At 70.3% G+C, this 14,207-nt stretch carries 17 protein-coding genes; 8 read left to right on the top strand and 9 right to left on the bottom strand.

All coding sequences use genetic code 11. The features are described from left to right. Positions 1–96 precede the first annotated feature (96 nt). The 3 genes from QFW80_RS14360 to QFW80_RS14350 all read right to left on the bottom strand — a co-directional run bounded on the left by QFW80_RS14360 (position 97) and on the right by QFW80_RS14350 (position 3,554). Positions 97–735, bottom strand: a complete 639-nt coding sequence (locus tag QFW80_RS14360; protein ID WP_280602663.1) for a hypothetical protein — start codon at positions 733–735, stop codon at positions 97–99. 9 nt (positions 736–744) lie between these two features. Then, positions 745–1,302 (bottom strand): papain-like cysteine protease family protein, encoded by a 558-nt coding sequence (locus QFW80_RS14355; protein WP_280602662.1) that lies wholly within the window; start codon positions 1,300–1,302, stop codon positions 745–747. Positions 1,303–1,445: 143 nt separating this feature from the next. Next, a complete protein-coding gene (locus QFW80_RS14350) occupies positions 1,446–3,554 on the bottom strand; it encodes a TonB-dependent receptor family protein (RefSeq protein WP_280602661.1) in 2,109 nt (702 codons plus the stop codon). 438 nt (positions 3,555–3,992) lie between these two features. On the opposite strand from QFW80_RS14350, the gene QFW80_RS14345 reads away from it, so the two are divergent. Next, positions 3,993–4,352 carry a nucleoside triphosphate pyrophosphohydrolase family protein gene (locus tag QFW80_RS14345; RefSeq protein WP_280602660.1) on the top strand — a complete coding sequence of 120 codons (360 nt, stop codon included), beginning with the start codon at positions 3,993–3,995 and terminating at the stop codon, positions 4,350–4,352. A gap of 137 nt (positions 4,353–4,489) precedes the next feature. On the opposite strand, the gene QFW80_RS14340 is transcribed toward QFW80_RS14345, so the two are convergent. After that, the gene (locus QFW80_RS14340; protein ID WP_280602659.1) at positions 4,490–5,416 is read right to left on the bottom strand and encodes a LysR family transcriptional regulator; all 927 of its coding nucleotides are present in this window, start codon (positions 5,414–5,416) and stop codon (positions 4,490–4,492) included. A 97-nt stretch (positions 5,417–5,513) separates the two neighbouring features. Here QFW80_RS14340 and QFW80_RS14335 point away from each other — a divergent pair, with 97 nt between their 5' ends. Genes QFW80_RS14335 through QFW80_RS14325 form a run of 3 tightly spaced genes read left to right on the top strand, consistent with a single transcriptional unit; the run spans position 5,514 to position 7,034 of the window. Next, positions 5,514–5,843, top strand: coding sequence for a nuclear transport factor 2 family protein (locus QFW80_RS14335; RefSeq protein WP_280602658.1), 330 nt, complete (start codon positions 5,514–5,516; stop codon positions 5,841–5,843). Beyond that, a complete protein-coding gene (locus tag QFW80_RS14330; RefSeq protein WP_280602657.1) occupies positions 5,840–6,622 on the top strand; it encodes an SDR family oxidoreductase in 783 nt (260 codons plus the stop codon). Before QFW80_RS14335 ends, QFW80_RS14330 begins: the two co-directional genes overlap by 4 nt. A gap of 58 nt (positions 6,623–6,680) precedes the next feature. Further along, entirely contained in the window at positions 6,681–7,034 is a 354-nt protein-coding gene (locus QFW80_RS14325; protein ID WP_280602656.1) for an FKBP-type peptidyl-prolyl cis-trans isomerase, read from the top strand. A 90-nt stretch (positions 7,035–7,124) separates the two neighbouring features. Here QFW80_RS14325 and QFW80_RS14320 read toward each other — a convergent pair whose 3' ends face one another. The 4 genes from QFW80_RS14320 to QFW80_RS14305 all read right to left on the bottom strand — a co-directional run bounded on the left by QFW80_RS14320 (position 7,125) and on the right by QFW80_RS14305 (position 10,822). Then, a complete protein-coding gene (locus tag QFW80_RS14320; RefSeq protein WP_280602655.1) occupies positions 7,125–7,838 on the bottom strand; it encodes an SIMPL domain-containing protein in 714 nt (237 codons plus the stop codon). 204 nt (positions 7,839–8,042) lie between these two features. Next, positions 8,043–9,101: a linear amide C-N hydrolase gene (locus QFW80_RS14315; protein ID WP_280602654.1), complete on the bottom strand. Its 1,059-nt coding sequence runs from the start codon at positions 9,099–9,101 to the stop codon at positions 8,043–8,045. Positions 9,102–9,307: 206 nt separating this feature from the next. Further along, positions 9,308–10,078 (bottom strand): SDR family oxidoreductase, encoded by a 771-nt coding sequence (locus QFW80_RS14310; RefSeq protein ID WP_280602653.1) that lies wholly within the window; start codon positions 10,076–10,078, stop codon positions 9,308–9,310. A gap of 231 nt (positions 10,079–10,309) precedes the next feature. After that, positions 10,310–10,822 carry a GyrI-like domain-containing protein gene (locus tag QFW80_RS14305; protein WP_280602652.1) on the bottom strand — a complete coding sequence of 171 codons (513 nt, stop codon included), beginning with the start codon at positions 10,820–10,822 and terminating at the stop codon, positions 10,310–10,312. A gap of 290 nt (positions 10,823–11,112) precedes the next feature. On the opposite strand from QFW80_RS14305, the gene QFW80_RS14300 reads away from it, so the two are divergent. After that, the gene (locus QFW80_RS14300) at positions 11,113–11,325 is read left to right on the top strand and encodes a hypothetical protein (protein ID WP_280602651.1); all 213 of its coding nucleotides are present in this window, start codon (positions 11,113–11,115) and stop codon (positions 11,323–11,325) included. A 29-nt stretch (positions 11,326–11,354) separates the two neighbouring features. On the opposite strand, the gene QFW80_RS14295 is transcribed toward QFW80_RS14300, so the two are convergent. After that, positions 11,355–11,537: a hypothetical protein gene (locus tag QFW80_RS14295; RefSeq protein WP_280602650.1), complete on the bottom strand. Its 183-nt coding sequence runs from the start codon at positions 11,535–11,537 to the stop codon at positions 11,355–11,357. A 320-nt stretch (positions 11,538–11,857) separates the two neighbouring features. On the opposite strand from QFW80_RS14295, the gene QFW80_RS14290 reads away from it, so the two are divergent. The 3 genes from QFW80_RS14290 (at position 11,858) to QFW80_RS14280 (ending at position 14,194) form a co-directional block, all read left to right on the top strand. Beyond that, entirely contained in the window at positions 11,858–13,015 is a 1,158-nt protein-coding gene (locus QFW80_RS14290) for an alpha/beta hydrolase (protein ID WP_280602649.1), read from the top strand. A 101-nt stretch (positions 13,016–13,116) separates the two neighbouring features. After that, positions 13,117–13,533, top strand: coding sequence for an OsmC family protein (locus QFW80_RS14285; protein WP_280602648.1), 417 nt, complete (start codon positions 13,117–13,119; stop codon positions 13,531–13,533). Positions 13,534–13,702: 169 nt separating this feature from the next. After that, positions 13,703–14,194 carry a hypothetical protein gene (locus QFW80_RS14280; RefSeq protein WP_280602646.1) on the top strand — a complete coding sequence of 164 codons (492 nt, stop codon included), beginning with the start codon at positions 13,703–13,705 and terminating at the stop codon, positions 14,192–14,194. Positions 14,195–14,207: the final 13 nt, after the last annotated feature.

The raw sequence follows: 14,207 nt of genomic DNA, 5'->3' as shown, positions 1-14,207 counted from the left end.
CCGCTGCCTGCCCAGCGCGATCGAATGCGGTCGGTCCCGCCAGGCGACAGCCGCGCATCCGTGCGAGGCTCGCGCCTGGCGGGCAGAACGCTGTGCTCAGAGCGGCAAGCCGTTGTACCGCACCGCGGCCGGCCGCAGCGCGAGCAGCGCCTGGGTGGCGGGAACGGGCGCACCGGCACGGAACTCGAACTCGGGCTCGTCGCGGATCGGCGCGAACATCAGGGTACCGTCGCCGGCGCGGAAGCCGATGAAGTACGTACGCAGCGCAGCGACGTGCACCGCCATCGGCTCGGCCGCGCCGGAGGCACGGATGGCATCGGCCAGCGCGCGGGTCAGCGCGGCGCTGCCGAATCCGGTCGCCTGCCAGCCCTTGCCGGCGTTCTCGACCGTGATGCCCGAGCGCGTCGCGCCGCCGACGTTCACCGGGAACACCACCTGCGGCAGCGGCCGGAGCAGCGCGGCCGGATCGCCGCCGGCGTAGGCGCGCAGTTCGTCCAGCTGCACCATGTACACCGGGATCGGTACGCCCAGCTTGGCATCGGCGGCTTCCCTGGGGGATTCGAAGCCCATCGCGCGGTAGTTCTCTTCCGTCACCAGCTGCGAGAGCGTGGAGAGGGACTTGCCGGCGACCTCCGTGGCCAGCCGGGTGTCCGCAACGGGTGGCTGCTGGCTCATGGTCTGCGCTCCGGCGTGTCCGATCGCGGCGCATGCCAGGAGCAGGATAAGCAGTTTCATGGCGCGCTCCTAGAGTCGGGTGACGTTGTAGTAGTCGTTCCAGTGCGTGTACCCCGCGCCGCTGACATAGGCGTCGTAGGTGATCACGCGCTGGTCTCCGACACCGGGCGCCCATGGATCGTTGATGGTCACGTAGTTCACGCCATCGATCGTGACGTAGCCGATCACGACCATCATGTGGCCGCCGCCCCCGTTCCAGTGCCAGCTGTACGCGAACGGCTTCTTGCGGCAATGGATCTCCTTGCGCACGTCGGCCCAGCTCAGTGGCGCGTCGGACGTGGTCTCGAAGCTGAAGCCGTACCTGTCGAACTCGGGCCAGCCACCGTTGACGCATGCGTTCGGGACCGGGCTGTTGCAGCAGTCACTGCGGCCGAACCGGTCGTTGGCCTGGGTGCACTGGTTGATGTTGGTGCCGAGGTGTTGCATCACCATCTGGGCGCTGGCGGCCCAGCACCACATTCCGGTCTCCTGCGCGCGCAGCGTGACCGGCTGCGAACCGATGACCGGCGGCCGGCAACACCCGGCGAGCAGCAATGGGAGAACCAACAGCAGCAGGATCCTTTTCATGTCGCCTCCGGCGCGAGCGCGGGCGCGACCCGAGCGACGCGCCCCGCATCCATCCCCTGCACTGGATCCAACGCGTGCATGGCCGGGCGGCGGACACCGCCCGTCGGCGACGACTCCGGGAGCCCCTTGCCCCCGTCGACGGCTCAGAACCTCAACCGCAGTCCCAGCCCGTAGCTGCGCGGCGCGTTGCCGCGTGCGCCATCGGCGCCGCGGTGGGTGATCCGGCGTTCGTCGAGCACGTTGTCGACGCGGGCATAGACCTCGGCGCCGGGCGACAGCGGATAAGCGGCGGCGAAGTCGACGGTGAACAGGCTCTGGGTGCGCTGGTAGGTGTTGTCCTCACCCGCGCGGCCGGCGGTGTTGGTGGTCCATGCGCCATCGGAGTAGCTGAGCGCGGCGTAGGCATTCCAGCCGGCGGCGCCCTCCACGCCCAGCTGCAGCTGGCCGATGTTCCTGGGCGTGTACTCGATCACGTCGCCGCGCAGCACGCCACCGGTATCGGAATCGCGGGTGTACTCGCCGTCGGTCCAGGTGTAGGCCAGGCGCAGCGGCACGCTGATCGCGCCGTTGTCGTACAGCGCGGCGAACAGGCCCAGTTCGAGGCCGTAGACCTCCTTGGCGCCGGTCTGCTCGGTGCCGTCGACGACGCCGCCGGAGCAGGGATTGGCCACCAGGCAGGTGCGCATCGCGTTCCTGTAGTCGGTGTGGAAGCCGATCGCGTCGACGCCGAAGCCGCCGTTGCGGTAGCGCACGCCGCCCTCGAAGTTGGTGCTTTCCTCGCCGCGCGTGCCCTGCGGCGAACCGTTGCCCGGGGGCGCGAAGCCCTGGTGCACGCCACCAAGCAGGGTCCAGTTGGCGTCGACGGCGTAGTTGGCGCCGAACCCCGCCGTGGTCTTGTCGATGCTGTTCCGGCTGCGCGCGGCGATCTGCTCCGGCGTGGCGTCGCCGGCGAGGTTGGCGCGGGTCCGGATGCGTTCGTGGCGCACGATCGGCAGCAGGCTCCAGCGGCCGAACTCGATGCGGTCGGCCGCCCAGGCCGACCATGCGTCGGCATCGCCGCGCTGCGGCGCGACGAAGTCGGTGCGCAGGTACACCAGGTCGCCGTCGATCTGCGCGTAGTAGCTGTTGGAGCGACCCTTGTCGACGTTCTTCGTGGTGTCTTCGTGGTAGCGCAGGCCGGTGGTCAGGGTGTGCTGCACGTCGCCGGTGGCGAAGCCGTGCTCGAGTTCCATCTTCAGTCCCTTCGACACGAACGCCTGGTGGTTGTGGCCGTAGCGCACGCCGTTGGGATGGGTGGTGTCGGTGGTGCCGTCGAGGATGCCCTGCAGCAGCGCCGCATCCGCGGCGCCACCATTGATGATGTCGGTGATGCCGCCGAGGTTCACGCCGTTGACCTGGTTGAGGCGGTCGTAATAGCGGTAGGTGTCGAGCAGGTAGGCGGTGGTGGTGAGCCAGGTGCGGTCGGTGAAGCCGATCTGGTGCTGCAGGCTGGCGCCCTTGCGGCCGCGGTCCATGCGCTCGAGTTCGCTCAGGCCGTAGCGGCGGTCGGGGTTGGCGCGGAAGTCGGCATCGGTGAGGCCGAGGTAGCTCACGCGCGCGGTTTCCTCGGCGTACTGCAGCTTCAGGTCGAGCTGCTGCGAATAGCGTGCGTCGGGCGCGCTGCTCCAGCGCAGCTTGCCGACATATTCGTCGATGTCGTGGCCGGCGCCGAGCTGCGAGCGGTCGATCTCGTGGAAGCCGTCGCCGCGGTTCTGGTAGGTCTCCAGCCCGAAGCCCCACTGCCCCGCCGTGGCACCGTAGTGCGCATGCAGCTTGCGGGTGTCGAACGACGCCAGTTCGGCCTTCAGCTGGCCCTGCGCGCTGTCGGGAATCGGCGTCGAGATCAGGTTGACCACGCCCGAGGTGGTGTGCGGCCCGTGCAGCAGGACCTCGGGCCCCTTCAGCACCTCGACGCTGGACATGCGGCCGATGTTGGGGAAGTAGTACGCCGAGGTGTTGGCATATGGCGCCATCGCGGCGGGCACGCCGTCCTCGAGGACCGAGATGCGGTCGCTGCGCCCGGACGACGAGGCCCGGATGCTGATGCGCGGGAACACGCCTTCGCCCGTCTCCTCGCGGGTATAGACGCCGGGCACGCTGCGCAGCACGTTGTTGACGTTGCTGCGTTCGAACTTGTCCAGCTCGCGTGGCGTGAGCACGTAGGCCGAGCCGGTGGAGCCCTGCGGATCCTCCGGATCGGCGATCACGCGCACGGCATCGAGTTCCTTGGCCCGGCCGGCATCGAGGTCCGCCCCGGGAGCGTTCTCGGCCCGCGCTGGCCCGCCGGTCAGAGCCAGGGCTGTGGCCAGGGACAGGGCGAGCCGGGTGGGACAGCCAGGAACAGCGCTACCGCGCATGCGGAACTCCGGAGTGAAGGTGGGCGTGAAGAAAACGTAAGTGTAATGATATTGATTCCCATTTGTGAAGATGCCGTGCAGGCCCATCGTCAATCGCGTCGGATTCGGAACGGTCCCAGTCACCTGCTCGCCAGCGACCTGGCCGGCGACGGGCCGGATCGGCGATGCGTGCGGCGGGCAAGGTCCGTGTTCTCGGAGCAGCGCGAGCGCGCGCCTGGCTGCTCCCCTCGTATCCGGCTCGGATGCGAACCGACCGGTTTAAATTGTCTTCCGCGCGAGGACATGACCGGATCGATGCAGACACCTTCCAGCGAGACCAGGATGCAGCTCAGTGACCTTCAGGCGTCGGCACTTCAATTGAATACGCTCTACGAGCAGCTCGAGGTCAAGCGCCACGGGCGCGTCTGGACCACCGAGGAGCTGGCGCTCGGCTTCATGGGCGACGTGGGTGACCTGGCGAAGCTGATCCAGGCCCGCGCCGGAATCCGCACGATCGACGACTGGCAGACGAAGCTCGGCCATGAACTCTCGGACTGCCTGTGGTCGATCCTGGTGCTCGCGCACAAATGCGGGATCGACCTGGAGGCCGAGTTCGCGAGGAATCTCCGCGAGCTGGGCGAATACGTGTCGAACGAGCTGGACCAGGGCCCGTAGCCGGCGGTTCCCTGCATCTCCCGGCCTGACCCGAGGCAAGCGCCCCGCTTAGCTCGAGGTGCCTAGCATTCCCGCGTCCGGCGGGCTGGAAACCTTGCATGCCTCGATTCCCTGCTCCCCTGTCTCGCCGGACCTGATCAGGCCGGCGCCGGCGCCGCATCTGCGTCGAGGTCGCGATCCAGCAGGCAGTCGATGAAGGCGCGCAGCGCGGGGCGCATGTGGCGGCGGTTGGCGTAGTAGAGGTACAGGCCGGGGACCGTCGGCGACCAGTCGGCGAGCACGCGCCTGAGCCGGCCGTCCTGCAGCGCCGCGGCCACGCCGTCGTCGTTGTAGGTGTAGAGGATGCCCAGGCCCGCGACGGCCGCGGCGGAGAGGATGCTCTGGTGGTTCGCGATCACCGGGCCTTCGCCGTAGAACTCGACGCGCTTGCCGCCCTTCACGAATTCCCAGCCGGCGATCCGGCCGCTGCCGGGGAAGCGGAAGTTGATGCAGGCGTGGCGGGCCAGGTCCGACGGCGTGGCCGGTTCGCCGTGTCGCGCGAGGTACTCCGGCGTCGCGACGGCCATCAGTTTCACGTCGGGCGTCAGCCGCACCGCGATCACGTCCTTCTCCAGTCGCCCGCCGACGCGGATGCCGGCGTCGAAGCCCTCGGCGGCGATGTCGCTCAGCCCGTCGCTGATCACGATGTCGAGCACCACGTCCGGATGCGCGTGGCCGAAACGCCCCAGCCGCGGCGCGATGATCGTCTCGGCCGCCATGCTGAAGGTGTTGATGCGCAGCGTGCCGGCGGTGCGCGCGTTCGAGCCGATGGCTTCGGCGACCGCGTCGTCCATGTCGCGGAGCATCGGCGCGATGCGCGCGTGCAGCCGCCGGCCTGCCTCGGTGGGCGACACGCTGCGCGTGGTGCGGTTGAGCAGGCGCACGCCCAGGCGCGCTTCGAGCTGCCGGATGACCTGGCTCAGGGCCGAGCGCGAGAGGCCCAGGTGGTCGGCGGCGCGGGCGAAGCTCGAGCGGTCGACGACCGCCGCGAACGCCTTGAGTTCAGCGAATTCCGAGCCGCGCATTGTGCACCGTTTTCTACATGGCCTGATTCGATCATAGGCGATTCACAGCACTGTGCGCGCGGCCCAGCATGGCGCCTCCACCCGACAGGAGCGCGCCATGCAGACCCCCGATCTCCCCGAACCGATTGCCGCCTACTTCGAGGCCGACCGCCAGGGCGGCGAGGCGGTGGCCCGCTGTTTCCACCAGGACGGCGTGGTGCTGGACGAGGGCCACACGCACCGCGGCGTGGCCGCGATCGCGGCCTGGAAGGCGGCGGCCTCGAAGCAGTACCGCTACACCGTCCGACCCCACGCCCTCACGCGGCACGGCGACGCGTACGTCGTGACCAGCTACGTGTCCGGCGACTTCCCGGGCAGCCCGGTCGACCTGCGCTACACCTTCACCCTGGCACGCGGCCGGATCGCCTCGCTGGAGATCGCACTATGAGCTTCGACCTCCAGCTGTCGGGCACGCGCGTGCTGGTCACGGGCGGCACGCGGGGCGTCGGCGCCGCGGTGTCCGGGCTGCTGGCCAGGCTGGGCGCGCGCGTCGTGGCGACGGCGCGATCCGTGCCCGTACAGCCCGTGGACGGCGTCCACTACCTCGCTGTCGACCTCGCCACGCCCGAGGGCGTCGAACGCGCGGTCGCCGAAACCCGGGCGCATGTCGGCGGGGTGGATGCGCTGGTCAACGTGGTCGGCGGATCGTCGGCGCCTGCAGGCGGCTTCGTGAAACTCGACGACGCGGAGTGGGCCAAGGCACTGGACCTCAACCTGATGGCCGCCGTGCGGACCGATCGCGCGGTCCTGCCGGAGATGCTCGCGCGCGGCGCAGGCGTCATCGTGCACGTGACCTCGATCCAGCATCGCCTGCCGCTGCACGATTCCACCATCGCCTACGCCGCGGCGAAGGCCGCGCTGTCGACCTACAGCAAGGCGCTGTCGAACGAGGTGACGCCGCAGGGCGTGCGCGTGCTGCGCGTCTCGCCAGGCTGGGTGGAGACCGAGGCGGCGACCGACTTCCTCGGCGCCATCGCCGCGAGCGCGAACACCGACCTCGCCGGCGCCCGGCAGAAGGTGATGGACGCGCTGGGCGGCATTCCGCTGGGGCGGCCGGCACTGCCCGCCGAGGTTGCCGACCTCATCGCGTTCCTCGTCTCTCCACGCGCCGCGGCGATGTCGGGCAGCGAGGTCACGATCGACGGCGGGACGGTGCCCACGGCCTGACGGGCCAGCGTGGGCGCTACACTGCGCGCCCACGCATTCCGCCCCCGAGGATCCCTGCATGCCCTTCACCACCACCGCCTCCGGCCTGCAGTTCGAAGACGCCGTCGTCGGCACCGGCGCCGAGGCCAGGCCCGGCCACAACGTGGTCGTGCATTACACCGGTTGGCTGTACGACAACGGCGTGCAGGGCGAGAAGTTCGATTCCAGCCGGGACCGCGCCGAACCCTTCGTCTTCGCGCTGGGCGACGGCATGGTGATCAAGGGTTGGGACGAGGGCGTGCAGGGCATGAAGGAAGGCGGCCGCCGCACCCTGATCATCCCGGCCAGCCTCGGCTACGGCGCACGCGGCGCCGGCGGCGTGATCCCGCCGAACGCCACGCTCAAGTTCGACGTGGAACTGCTGGGGGCCTGAGGCCGGCTTAGATACGGACCCGCGGCCGCGCCAGTCCCGACATGATCGGCAGGACGGCCCGGCTGCAGCGCCTTCGGTGCGCGCGGCCCCTCAGCGCACGATCTCGAACACCGCCGTCACGCGCTCGGTGACGTCGATCTTCGGCTGCAGGTAGCGGCCGGCGTCCACGCGCGATCCGGTGACCACGATGCTGTCGAGCGAGGTGGTGCCGTAGCCGTACGATTCCACCATGCCCGGGCTGTTGACGCTGTACACCGGGCCCAGGCGGCCACCAAACGCAGACGCCAGGCCGCTTGCCTTCTCCCGCGCATCGGCGACGGCGCGCGCGCGTGCCTCCTCGCGCAGGCGGGCCTGCCGGATGGACTCGAAGCGGATGTCGGCGATGCGGGTGAAACCCGCCGCCAGCGCCGCGTCCGTCCACGTGCCGAGGCGCTCGAGATCGTTTAGTCGCACTTCCACTTCGCGCGTCGCGATATGCATGACGGGCTGCTGACGGCGGCCGTCATCGTCGTAGTCCACGTCCTCCTGCAGCGAGAGATCCGAGGCGGAAAGCGCGTCCGGCTCCACGTCGAAGCGCGGTGCGGTGTCCAGCAGCGCATTCACCGCGCGGTCGACCACGCGCTTGGCCTCCCCCGCGTCTGCGGCGCGGTGCATCGCCACCATTGTCACGATTGCCGAATCAGGCTCCACGCTCACCTTGCCTTCGCCCTGCACCACCACGTGCGGCGCATCCGGCAGCGGCGTGCCCGCGACGGCGGCAGCGGACGACAGCGACAGCAGTGCGATGAAAATCCATGTACGCATCGGGCACCTTTCGGGTCTGGTCGGGGATCGGCGACGGGCGCGGGATGATCGTCCCTGTTCCGGATTGTGGAGCGGAACCCGGGGCGGCGTCGACCTGAACGTCTGCCTTGTCGCCCGCAGGCCCGGCCGCACCGGAGCTCGATGCGCGGTGCAGCCGACTCGCCGCAGGCGGAGCGTTCCCGCCGCGCGCCCTCCCCGCTGCGCTCAGATCCCAAGGAACGAGAATGGCTCGCTCGCCACGAACGCGGCGCTGGATTCGCCGCTGAAGGTGTTGCGCTGGTCGGGGCCGAGGTCGAGCTTGAGCACCCGGCCGGTCTCGGCGGAGAGGTCGAGCTTGCTGAGGTCGACCCAGAACGTGTTCGGCGTGAGCGCGGATTCGAAGAAGTACAGGCGGCGGCCGTGGTCGGCGACGGTGCGCCAGCGGGTGGAGGAAATGTTCGGCTGGTCGGGCGTGCTGATGCCGAACGGCACGGACACATTGCGGATCACGCTGAAGACGCTGGCCAGCGCGATCGTCGGATCGTCGCTCTTCGGGATCGCGTCGATGTAGAACGCGGCGCGCGCGAAGCGGTCGGCCGCGCGGTTGGTGCCCGGCAGCATCACCGTGCCGCCGATCTCGCGCCAGTATGCGTTGAGCGCCAGCTGCTGATCGAACGGCGGCGAGTTGGTCATCACCCGGTACTCGCGGCCGTGGTGGATCACCTGCCTGCCGTCGAGGTATTCGATGATCGCGCTGTCGCCGCTGGCATCGGACATCGACAGGTGCAGGGTGGCCAGCCGGTCCTGCCCGGGCACGTGGTCGGTGACCACGACGAACGGCTCCTGGCGCAGCGCCTCGACCGCCTCGGCCACGGTGGCGTAGTGGTCCAGCACGTACTGCGCCCACAGCGAGATTGCCAGCCCCGGCCTGTCCCGGCCCGGCTCGGGATACTCGGATTCGACCAGCCACAGCAGCTGCGCCGCGAGCCCGGCCTCGTTCATGCCGTCGGTGGTGGAGATGTCGTAGCCGGAGGCGACGATGCTGCCGTACTTCGAGGTCCACTCCGGGGTGCCGGGGCCGCCCTGCCCGCTGCGCCGCATGCCGCGCGGGAACACCCACAGGTTGGTCGCGATGTCCTCCTTCCAGTCCATCGAGCGCGCGGTGATCACCTCGCCGTTCGCGCCGAGGTAGACCAATCGCGTGCAGGCCGACGCGGGCGCGTGGAGGATGCCGGCCAGGGCGAGCAGCCCACCGGCCACGAGGGTGCAGGTCGATCCACGCATGTGCGGTCTCCAATCTGGAAGCGACAGCAGGGGATGTCCGGCAGGGCAGCCCGCACGCGTCGCGGGAGACTGCCGCGCCGCCGAGCATACGCCGCGGACGGCCGCACGCGCCGTGCCGGCCGTCCGATTCCTGTCGCTCTCCGGGCAGGCTTCCGCAGACGTCCGACGAGGGACGGCGGCTGGCGCAGAGGTCGGCAAGCGGCGGCTCACGTCCGGTTGATCGACACCCCGCCATCCACCCGCATCGCACTGCCGGTGACGAAACCGGCGGCATCCGAGGCGAGGAACAGCGCGGCCGCGGCGATCTCGTCGGGGTCGGCGATGCGCTTGAGTGCGTGCATCCGTTCGACGAACGCGCGCGATCCGGGGTCTTCGATGAAGTCGCGCGCCCCGGGCGTGTCCGTTCCGCCTGGCAGCAGCGCGTTGACGCGCACCCCGTGCTGGCCGCCCTCGACCGCGAGCACCTGGACCAGGCCGATCACGCCCGCCTTGGCGGCCGCGTAGGCGGCGGTGCCCGGCATGCCGGCGGTGTGCCCGACGAAGCTCGAGGTGAGGATGATCGAGCCGCGGCCGGCTTCCTGCATGACACGCATCTGTCGCCGCGCGCCGAGGAACACGGCGGTCAGGTTGGTGTCGATGGTGTCGCGCCAGTCGGCCAGCGACATCGCGCTGGCCGGGCCCATGGCACCAATGCCGCCGGCATTGTTGAAGCCGATGTCGAGGCCCCCGAAGCGTGCCAGCGCGATGTCGACGAGCGCATCGTTGTGCGGTTCGTCGCGCACGTCGCCGGCGCAGGCGACCGCCTCGCCGCCGGCGCGTTCGATCTCCTCGACCAGCTCTGCCAGGGCATCGGTGCGGCGACCGCTCACCACCAGCCGCGCACCCTCGCGCGCGAACCGGCGCGCCGCCGCGCGACCGATGCCTGAACTCGCGCCGGTGACGATCGCCGTTTTTCCGGCCAGTGCCTGTGCCGCCATGTCCATGTCTCCTGTGGGAAGCCCGCAGTCTGGGCAATGGCGGCGTGCACTGCTCGCCGGATTCGGCCATTGCATGCGGGCCGGCGCGTGATCCGGCGGTCGGCATCAGGCGCGAGCTGGTGGCGCGGAGCGCACAAGCCCGGATTGACACGCGGTACGGTTCTCGACTTCGGCGCGCGTGCGGCCCGGCGGTGGAGAGCGCGCCACGCCAATCCGGACGATGCCGGGAATTCATGCGTCCGGGTACGTGGTCCCGTCTTCGAGCTTGATCGTCACCGTGGTGCGCAGCATGCGCGGGTCGGATTCGCCGGCCGGGCTGTTGTGCAGGATCTCGGAGCGGTGCGCGAACCACTCGCCGTCGGGCTGCCGGCGGCTGTCGAACACCAGGCCGGCGTGCTTCGACCAGCCGATCAGCACGGCGTTGACGGTGATCAGGTCGTCGTAGGGGCCGGTGTAGGTAATTTCGGCGTGGTGGCCGGCCGGCAGCATCCCGCTGGTGAACTCGCCGCCCGCCTCTACCGGATGCGCCAGCGGCACACCGAACTCCATCTGCAGGTGCGGCATGTCGACCACGTTGTGCTTGAAGAACACCGGCCCGACCGCCTCGAGCCCGCGCTGCGCCAGGTAAGCCGACAGCTGCGCGAGGATGGCGGGGATCTCGTCGTCGAACGGCAGGGTGACGTCCTTCCTGAGCGCGACGTAGGGCGTGGCGGGGCGTTCGACGATGCAGGGCAGGCTGAGCATGGCTGGTCTCCGGTTCGACGGGCGCGGGGACGCGCCCTCGCTCGCTCGACGAATGCGGCGGCCGCGGATCGACGGATCTGCCCGAGGCCGCGCGCCCCTCCGCCGCGGCCCGCGACACGCGAGCGGTGCATGCCGGCGACCGGAGACGGGGAGACTCGCCGTCTACGCCGGCCGCGACCGCTGCCTTGGGCCGGAAAGCGGCCGACCGACCCCCGGGCCGCAGCGCCCCTTCACTGCCTGCTCCTGCGTCCGCGCCTAGCGTGAAGGGCCCTCCCCGATCCGGACATGCCATGGAAACCCCGCGCGACATTCCCGGCCAGATCCCGCATCCCGCCCGCGATCCGGTGCCCGACGCGCCGATCGATCCGGTGCCCGACACCCCCGTCGATCCCGTGCCCGACAGGCCCATCGACCCTGTGCCCGATACCCCGGTGGACCCGGTGCCGGACCGCCCGGTGGACCCCACCGCGCCGGCGCCGCTGCGCGAACCCGCCCGGGCCTGAGCGGCCTGCACTCCCTCCGCGCCGGCGCATCATCGCTCGCAGTCGTTGGCGGCCTCGTCGGGGAAATAGTCGTGCCAGCGCTTGCGGCTGCCGCGGCGGCGCTGGTGTTCGTTGAACGCGTCGATGCGCTGCTGCTGTTCGCTGCGCGGTTCGCGCCGCGCCAGGTGCGCGAAGGGGCCGGGAGTGAGCGGTGGTTCGGGCTGGTCTTCCATGGGCCGCATCATGCGGACAGCCGTCGCAGCGTTCGAGATCCCGCAGCGCGGGCCGCGTGCGGTCCGCCCGCGTATTGGCAACCGGCGCAGGATGATCCGCGGTGCCGCGGGCCGGGCGCGCAGGTAAAGTGCCTGCTGCGGTACGTGCATGCATCACCGACCCATCGAGGCTGTCACATGCATCCCCGCGCGCCGTCCAGACTGGACACGTCCAGGCAGGCATCGACATGAACTTCGAGACGATCAGCCACGCGGCAACCGGATTCGCGACGCGGATCTTGCGCGGACTCCACGCGCGAAGACCCGTCGGCCCATGCGCGTTGCGATGCAACGAGGGACCGCGCCGGCCACGCGCGGCACCGTGGGCACTGCTCGCACCGGCGTGCCTGGCGCTGGCCGCGCCGCTGTCGGCGCTCGGCGCCGAACCGGCGGCGCCGGCAAGCCGCGCCGAGGCGGTGGAAGTGATCCGCGAATTGCGGAAGATCGTCACGCCGCATGGCGTGGAACGCGAGGCGATGGTGCGCATCGGCGGCATCGACCAGGCCCTGAGCATCCGCGGCGCAGACCGGCGCAACCCGGTGCTGCTGCTCGTGCACGGTGGACCCGGCTTCCCCACCTCCGGCATCGCCTGGTGGGGCACGCGCGGGCTGGAGGAGTACTTCACCGTGGTGCACTGGGACCAGCGCGGCGCGGGGCGGACGCATCTGGCGAACGATCCGGACGCGGTCGCGCCCACGATGACGCCGGAGCGCTTCGTGGACGACGCCGAGGAAGTCGTCGCCTGGCTGCGCGAGGAATTCGACAAGGACAAGGTGTTCGTGCTCGGCACCTCGTGGGGCGGCTACGTGGGCCTGCAGTTCGCGCTGCGCCGCCCGGAGTGGCTGCACGCCTACATCGGCATGGGCCAGCCGGTGGACATCCCGGAAAGCGAGCGCCGCGGCTACGCGTACGCATTGGAGGCCGCGCGCAAGGCCGGCCACCGGCAGGCCATCGCCGACCTGGAATCGATCGCGCCGTATGCGCAATCCGGCGGCACGATTCCGCTGGCCGACATCGCGCTCGAGCGCAAGTGGTCCGACCACTTCGGGGGCGTGATGGCGTACCGCACCGGGCAGATCGACGGGATCGCCGTGCGCCTGTCGCCGGACTATTCCGACGAACAGGCCCGGCGCGCCTACGAAGGCAACGGCTATTCGCAGGACTTCCTGTTCAGCGGGATCGTGGCCATGGACATGAGCGACGTGCAGCGCCTGGAGTGCCCGCTGATCGTGCTGGGCGGGCGTCACGACCGCACCGTGAACTCCTACGTGGCGCACGAGTGGTTCGAGGCGGTGCAGGCCCCGTCCAAGCATTTCGAGTGGTTCGAGCATTCCGCGCACGAGATCATCGCCGAGGAGCCGGGCAAGCTGCTGCTGACGCTGGTGACGCATGCGCGCCCGATCGCCGAACGCAGCGGGGACGTGGCGCCAGCCCGCTGATGTCGCCACGCCGCGACGCCGGGCGTCATGGTGGCATGCGGCTGTCCGGTTCCGTTCCGCGGCTGCGTGACAAGCGTATCGGGCGAACGCAAGAGGTATCCATGGAAATCTCCGGACACGTCCGCAGCCGGGGCGACGACCACACCCTGACGATGCGCACGGGCGACGCGGCGCGCTCGCTGGCGGTGCCGGTCGGATCGTCGGGCCGCGGCAGCGCGGTCAACGGCGGCGAACTGCTGATGGCCGCGCTGGCTACCTGCTACTGCAACGACCTGTACCGCGAGGCCGAACGCCTGGGTATCGCGATCGACGGATGCGAGGTGGCGGCGACGGCGTCGTTCAACGGAATCGGCCTGGCGGCGGAACGCATCCGCTACGCGGCCCGCGTAGAGAGCTCCGCACCGCCGGAACAGGTGGAGCACCTGCTGTCGGAAACCGACCGCCTCGCCGAGATCCACAACACGCTGCGCGCCGGCTGCCCGGTCGAACGCGTGCCGTGGCGCGATCCGGCGCCGTAGCCCGGATAAGCGCAGCGCATCCGGGACCTCGCCGGATTCGAGGCCCGGCGGCGGCCGGCGCGGGCCAAGCGACCATCGACGATACCTCGCTCGGCCACGCATGACGTGGCGTGAACATCGGCGTTCGTACGGTGACGCCCGCAGCACCTCGCCCCCACTGGAGACGCCCTTGAAAACGCTTGCCCTCGTGCTCACCGTCGCGGCGCTGGCCGCGTGTTCCGATCGCCAGCCCGACACCGCCGCACCTGCAACCGACGCGCCCGCCAGCGGCGCCGCGGCCGACGCGAACGACCCATCGAGCGCCGAAGCCCCGGCTCCCATGCCCGGGGATGATCCGGAATCCGGCCCCGCCAGCGCGCAGGCGAGCATGGACACCGCTTACGTGCAGGACGATTACCTCGGCCGCTGGACCGGCGTGGAGGGCATGTACCTGGAGGTGGCCGCGAAGCCTGAGGGCGGCGTGACCCTCGACATGCAGTGGGATCTCGACAACCGCGGCACCTTCGACGGTTCGGTCACCGCCGAGGGCCTGCGCTTCATGCGCAACGGCGTGGCCGAAACCGCGGTGCCGAGCGATGGCGACGCCACCGGCCTCAAATACCTCGCCGGCAAGCAGAACTGCCTGACGGTCAAGCCGGGCGAGGGCTACTGCCGGGATTGAGTTGGCGGGGGGG

It is taken from the genome of Luteimonas rhizosphaericola, from assembly GCF_029888045.1.
Lineage (GTDB): Bacteria > Pseudomonadota > Gammaproteobacteria > Xanthomonadales > Xanthomonadaceae > Luteimonas > Luteimonas rhizosphaericola.
The sequence above is the reverse complement of the archived record's forward strand: the minus strand, read 5'-3'. Positions and strand labels throughout refer to the sequence as shown.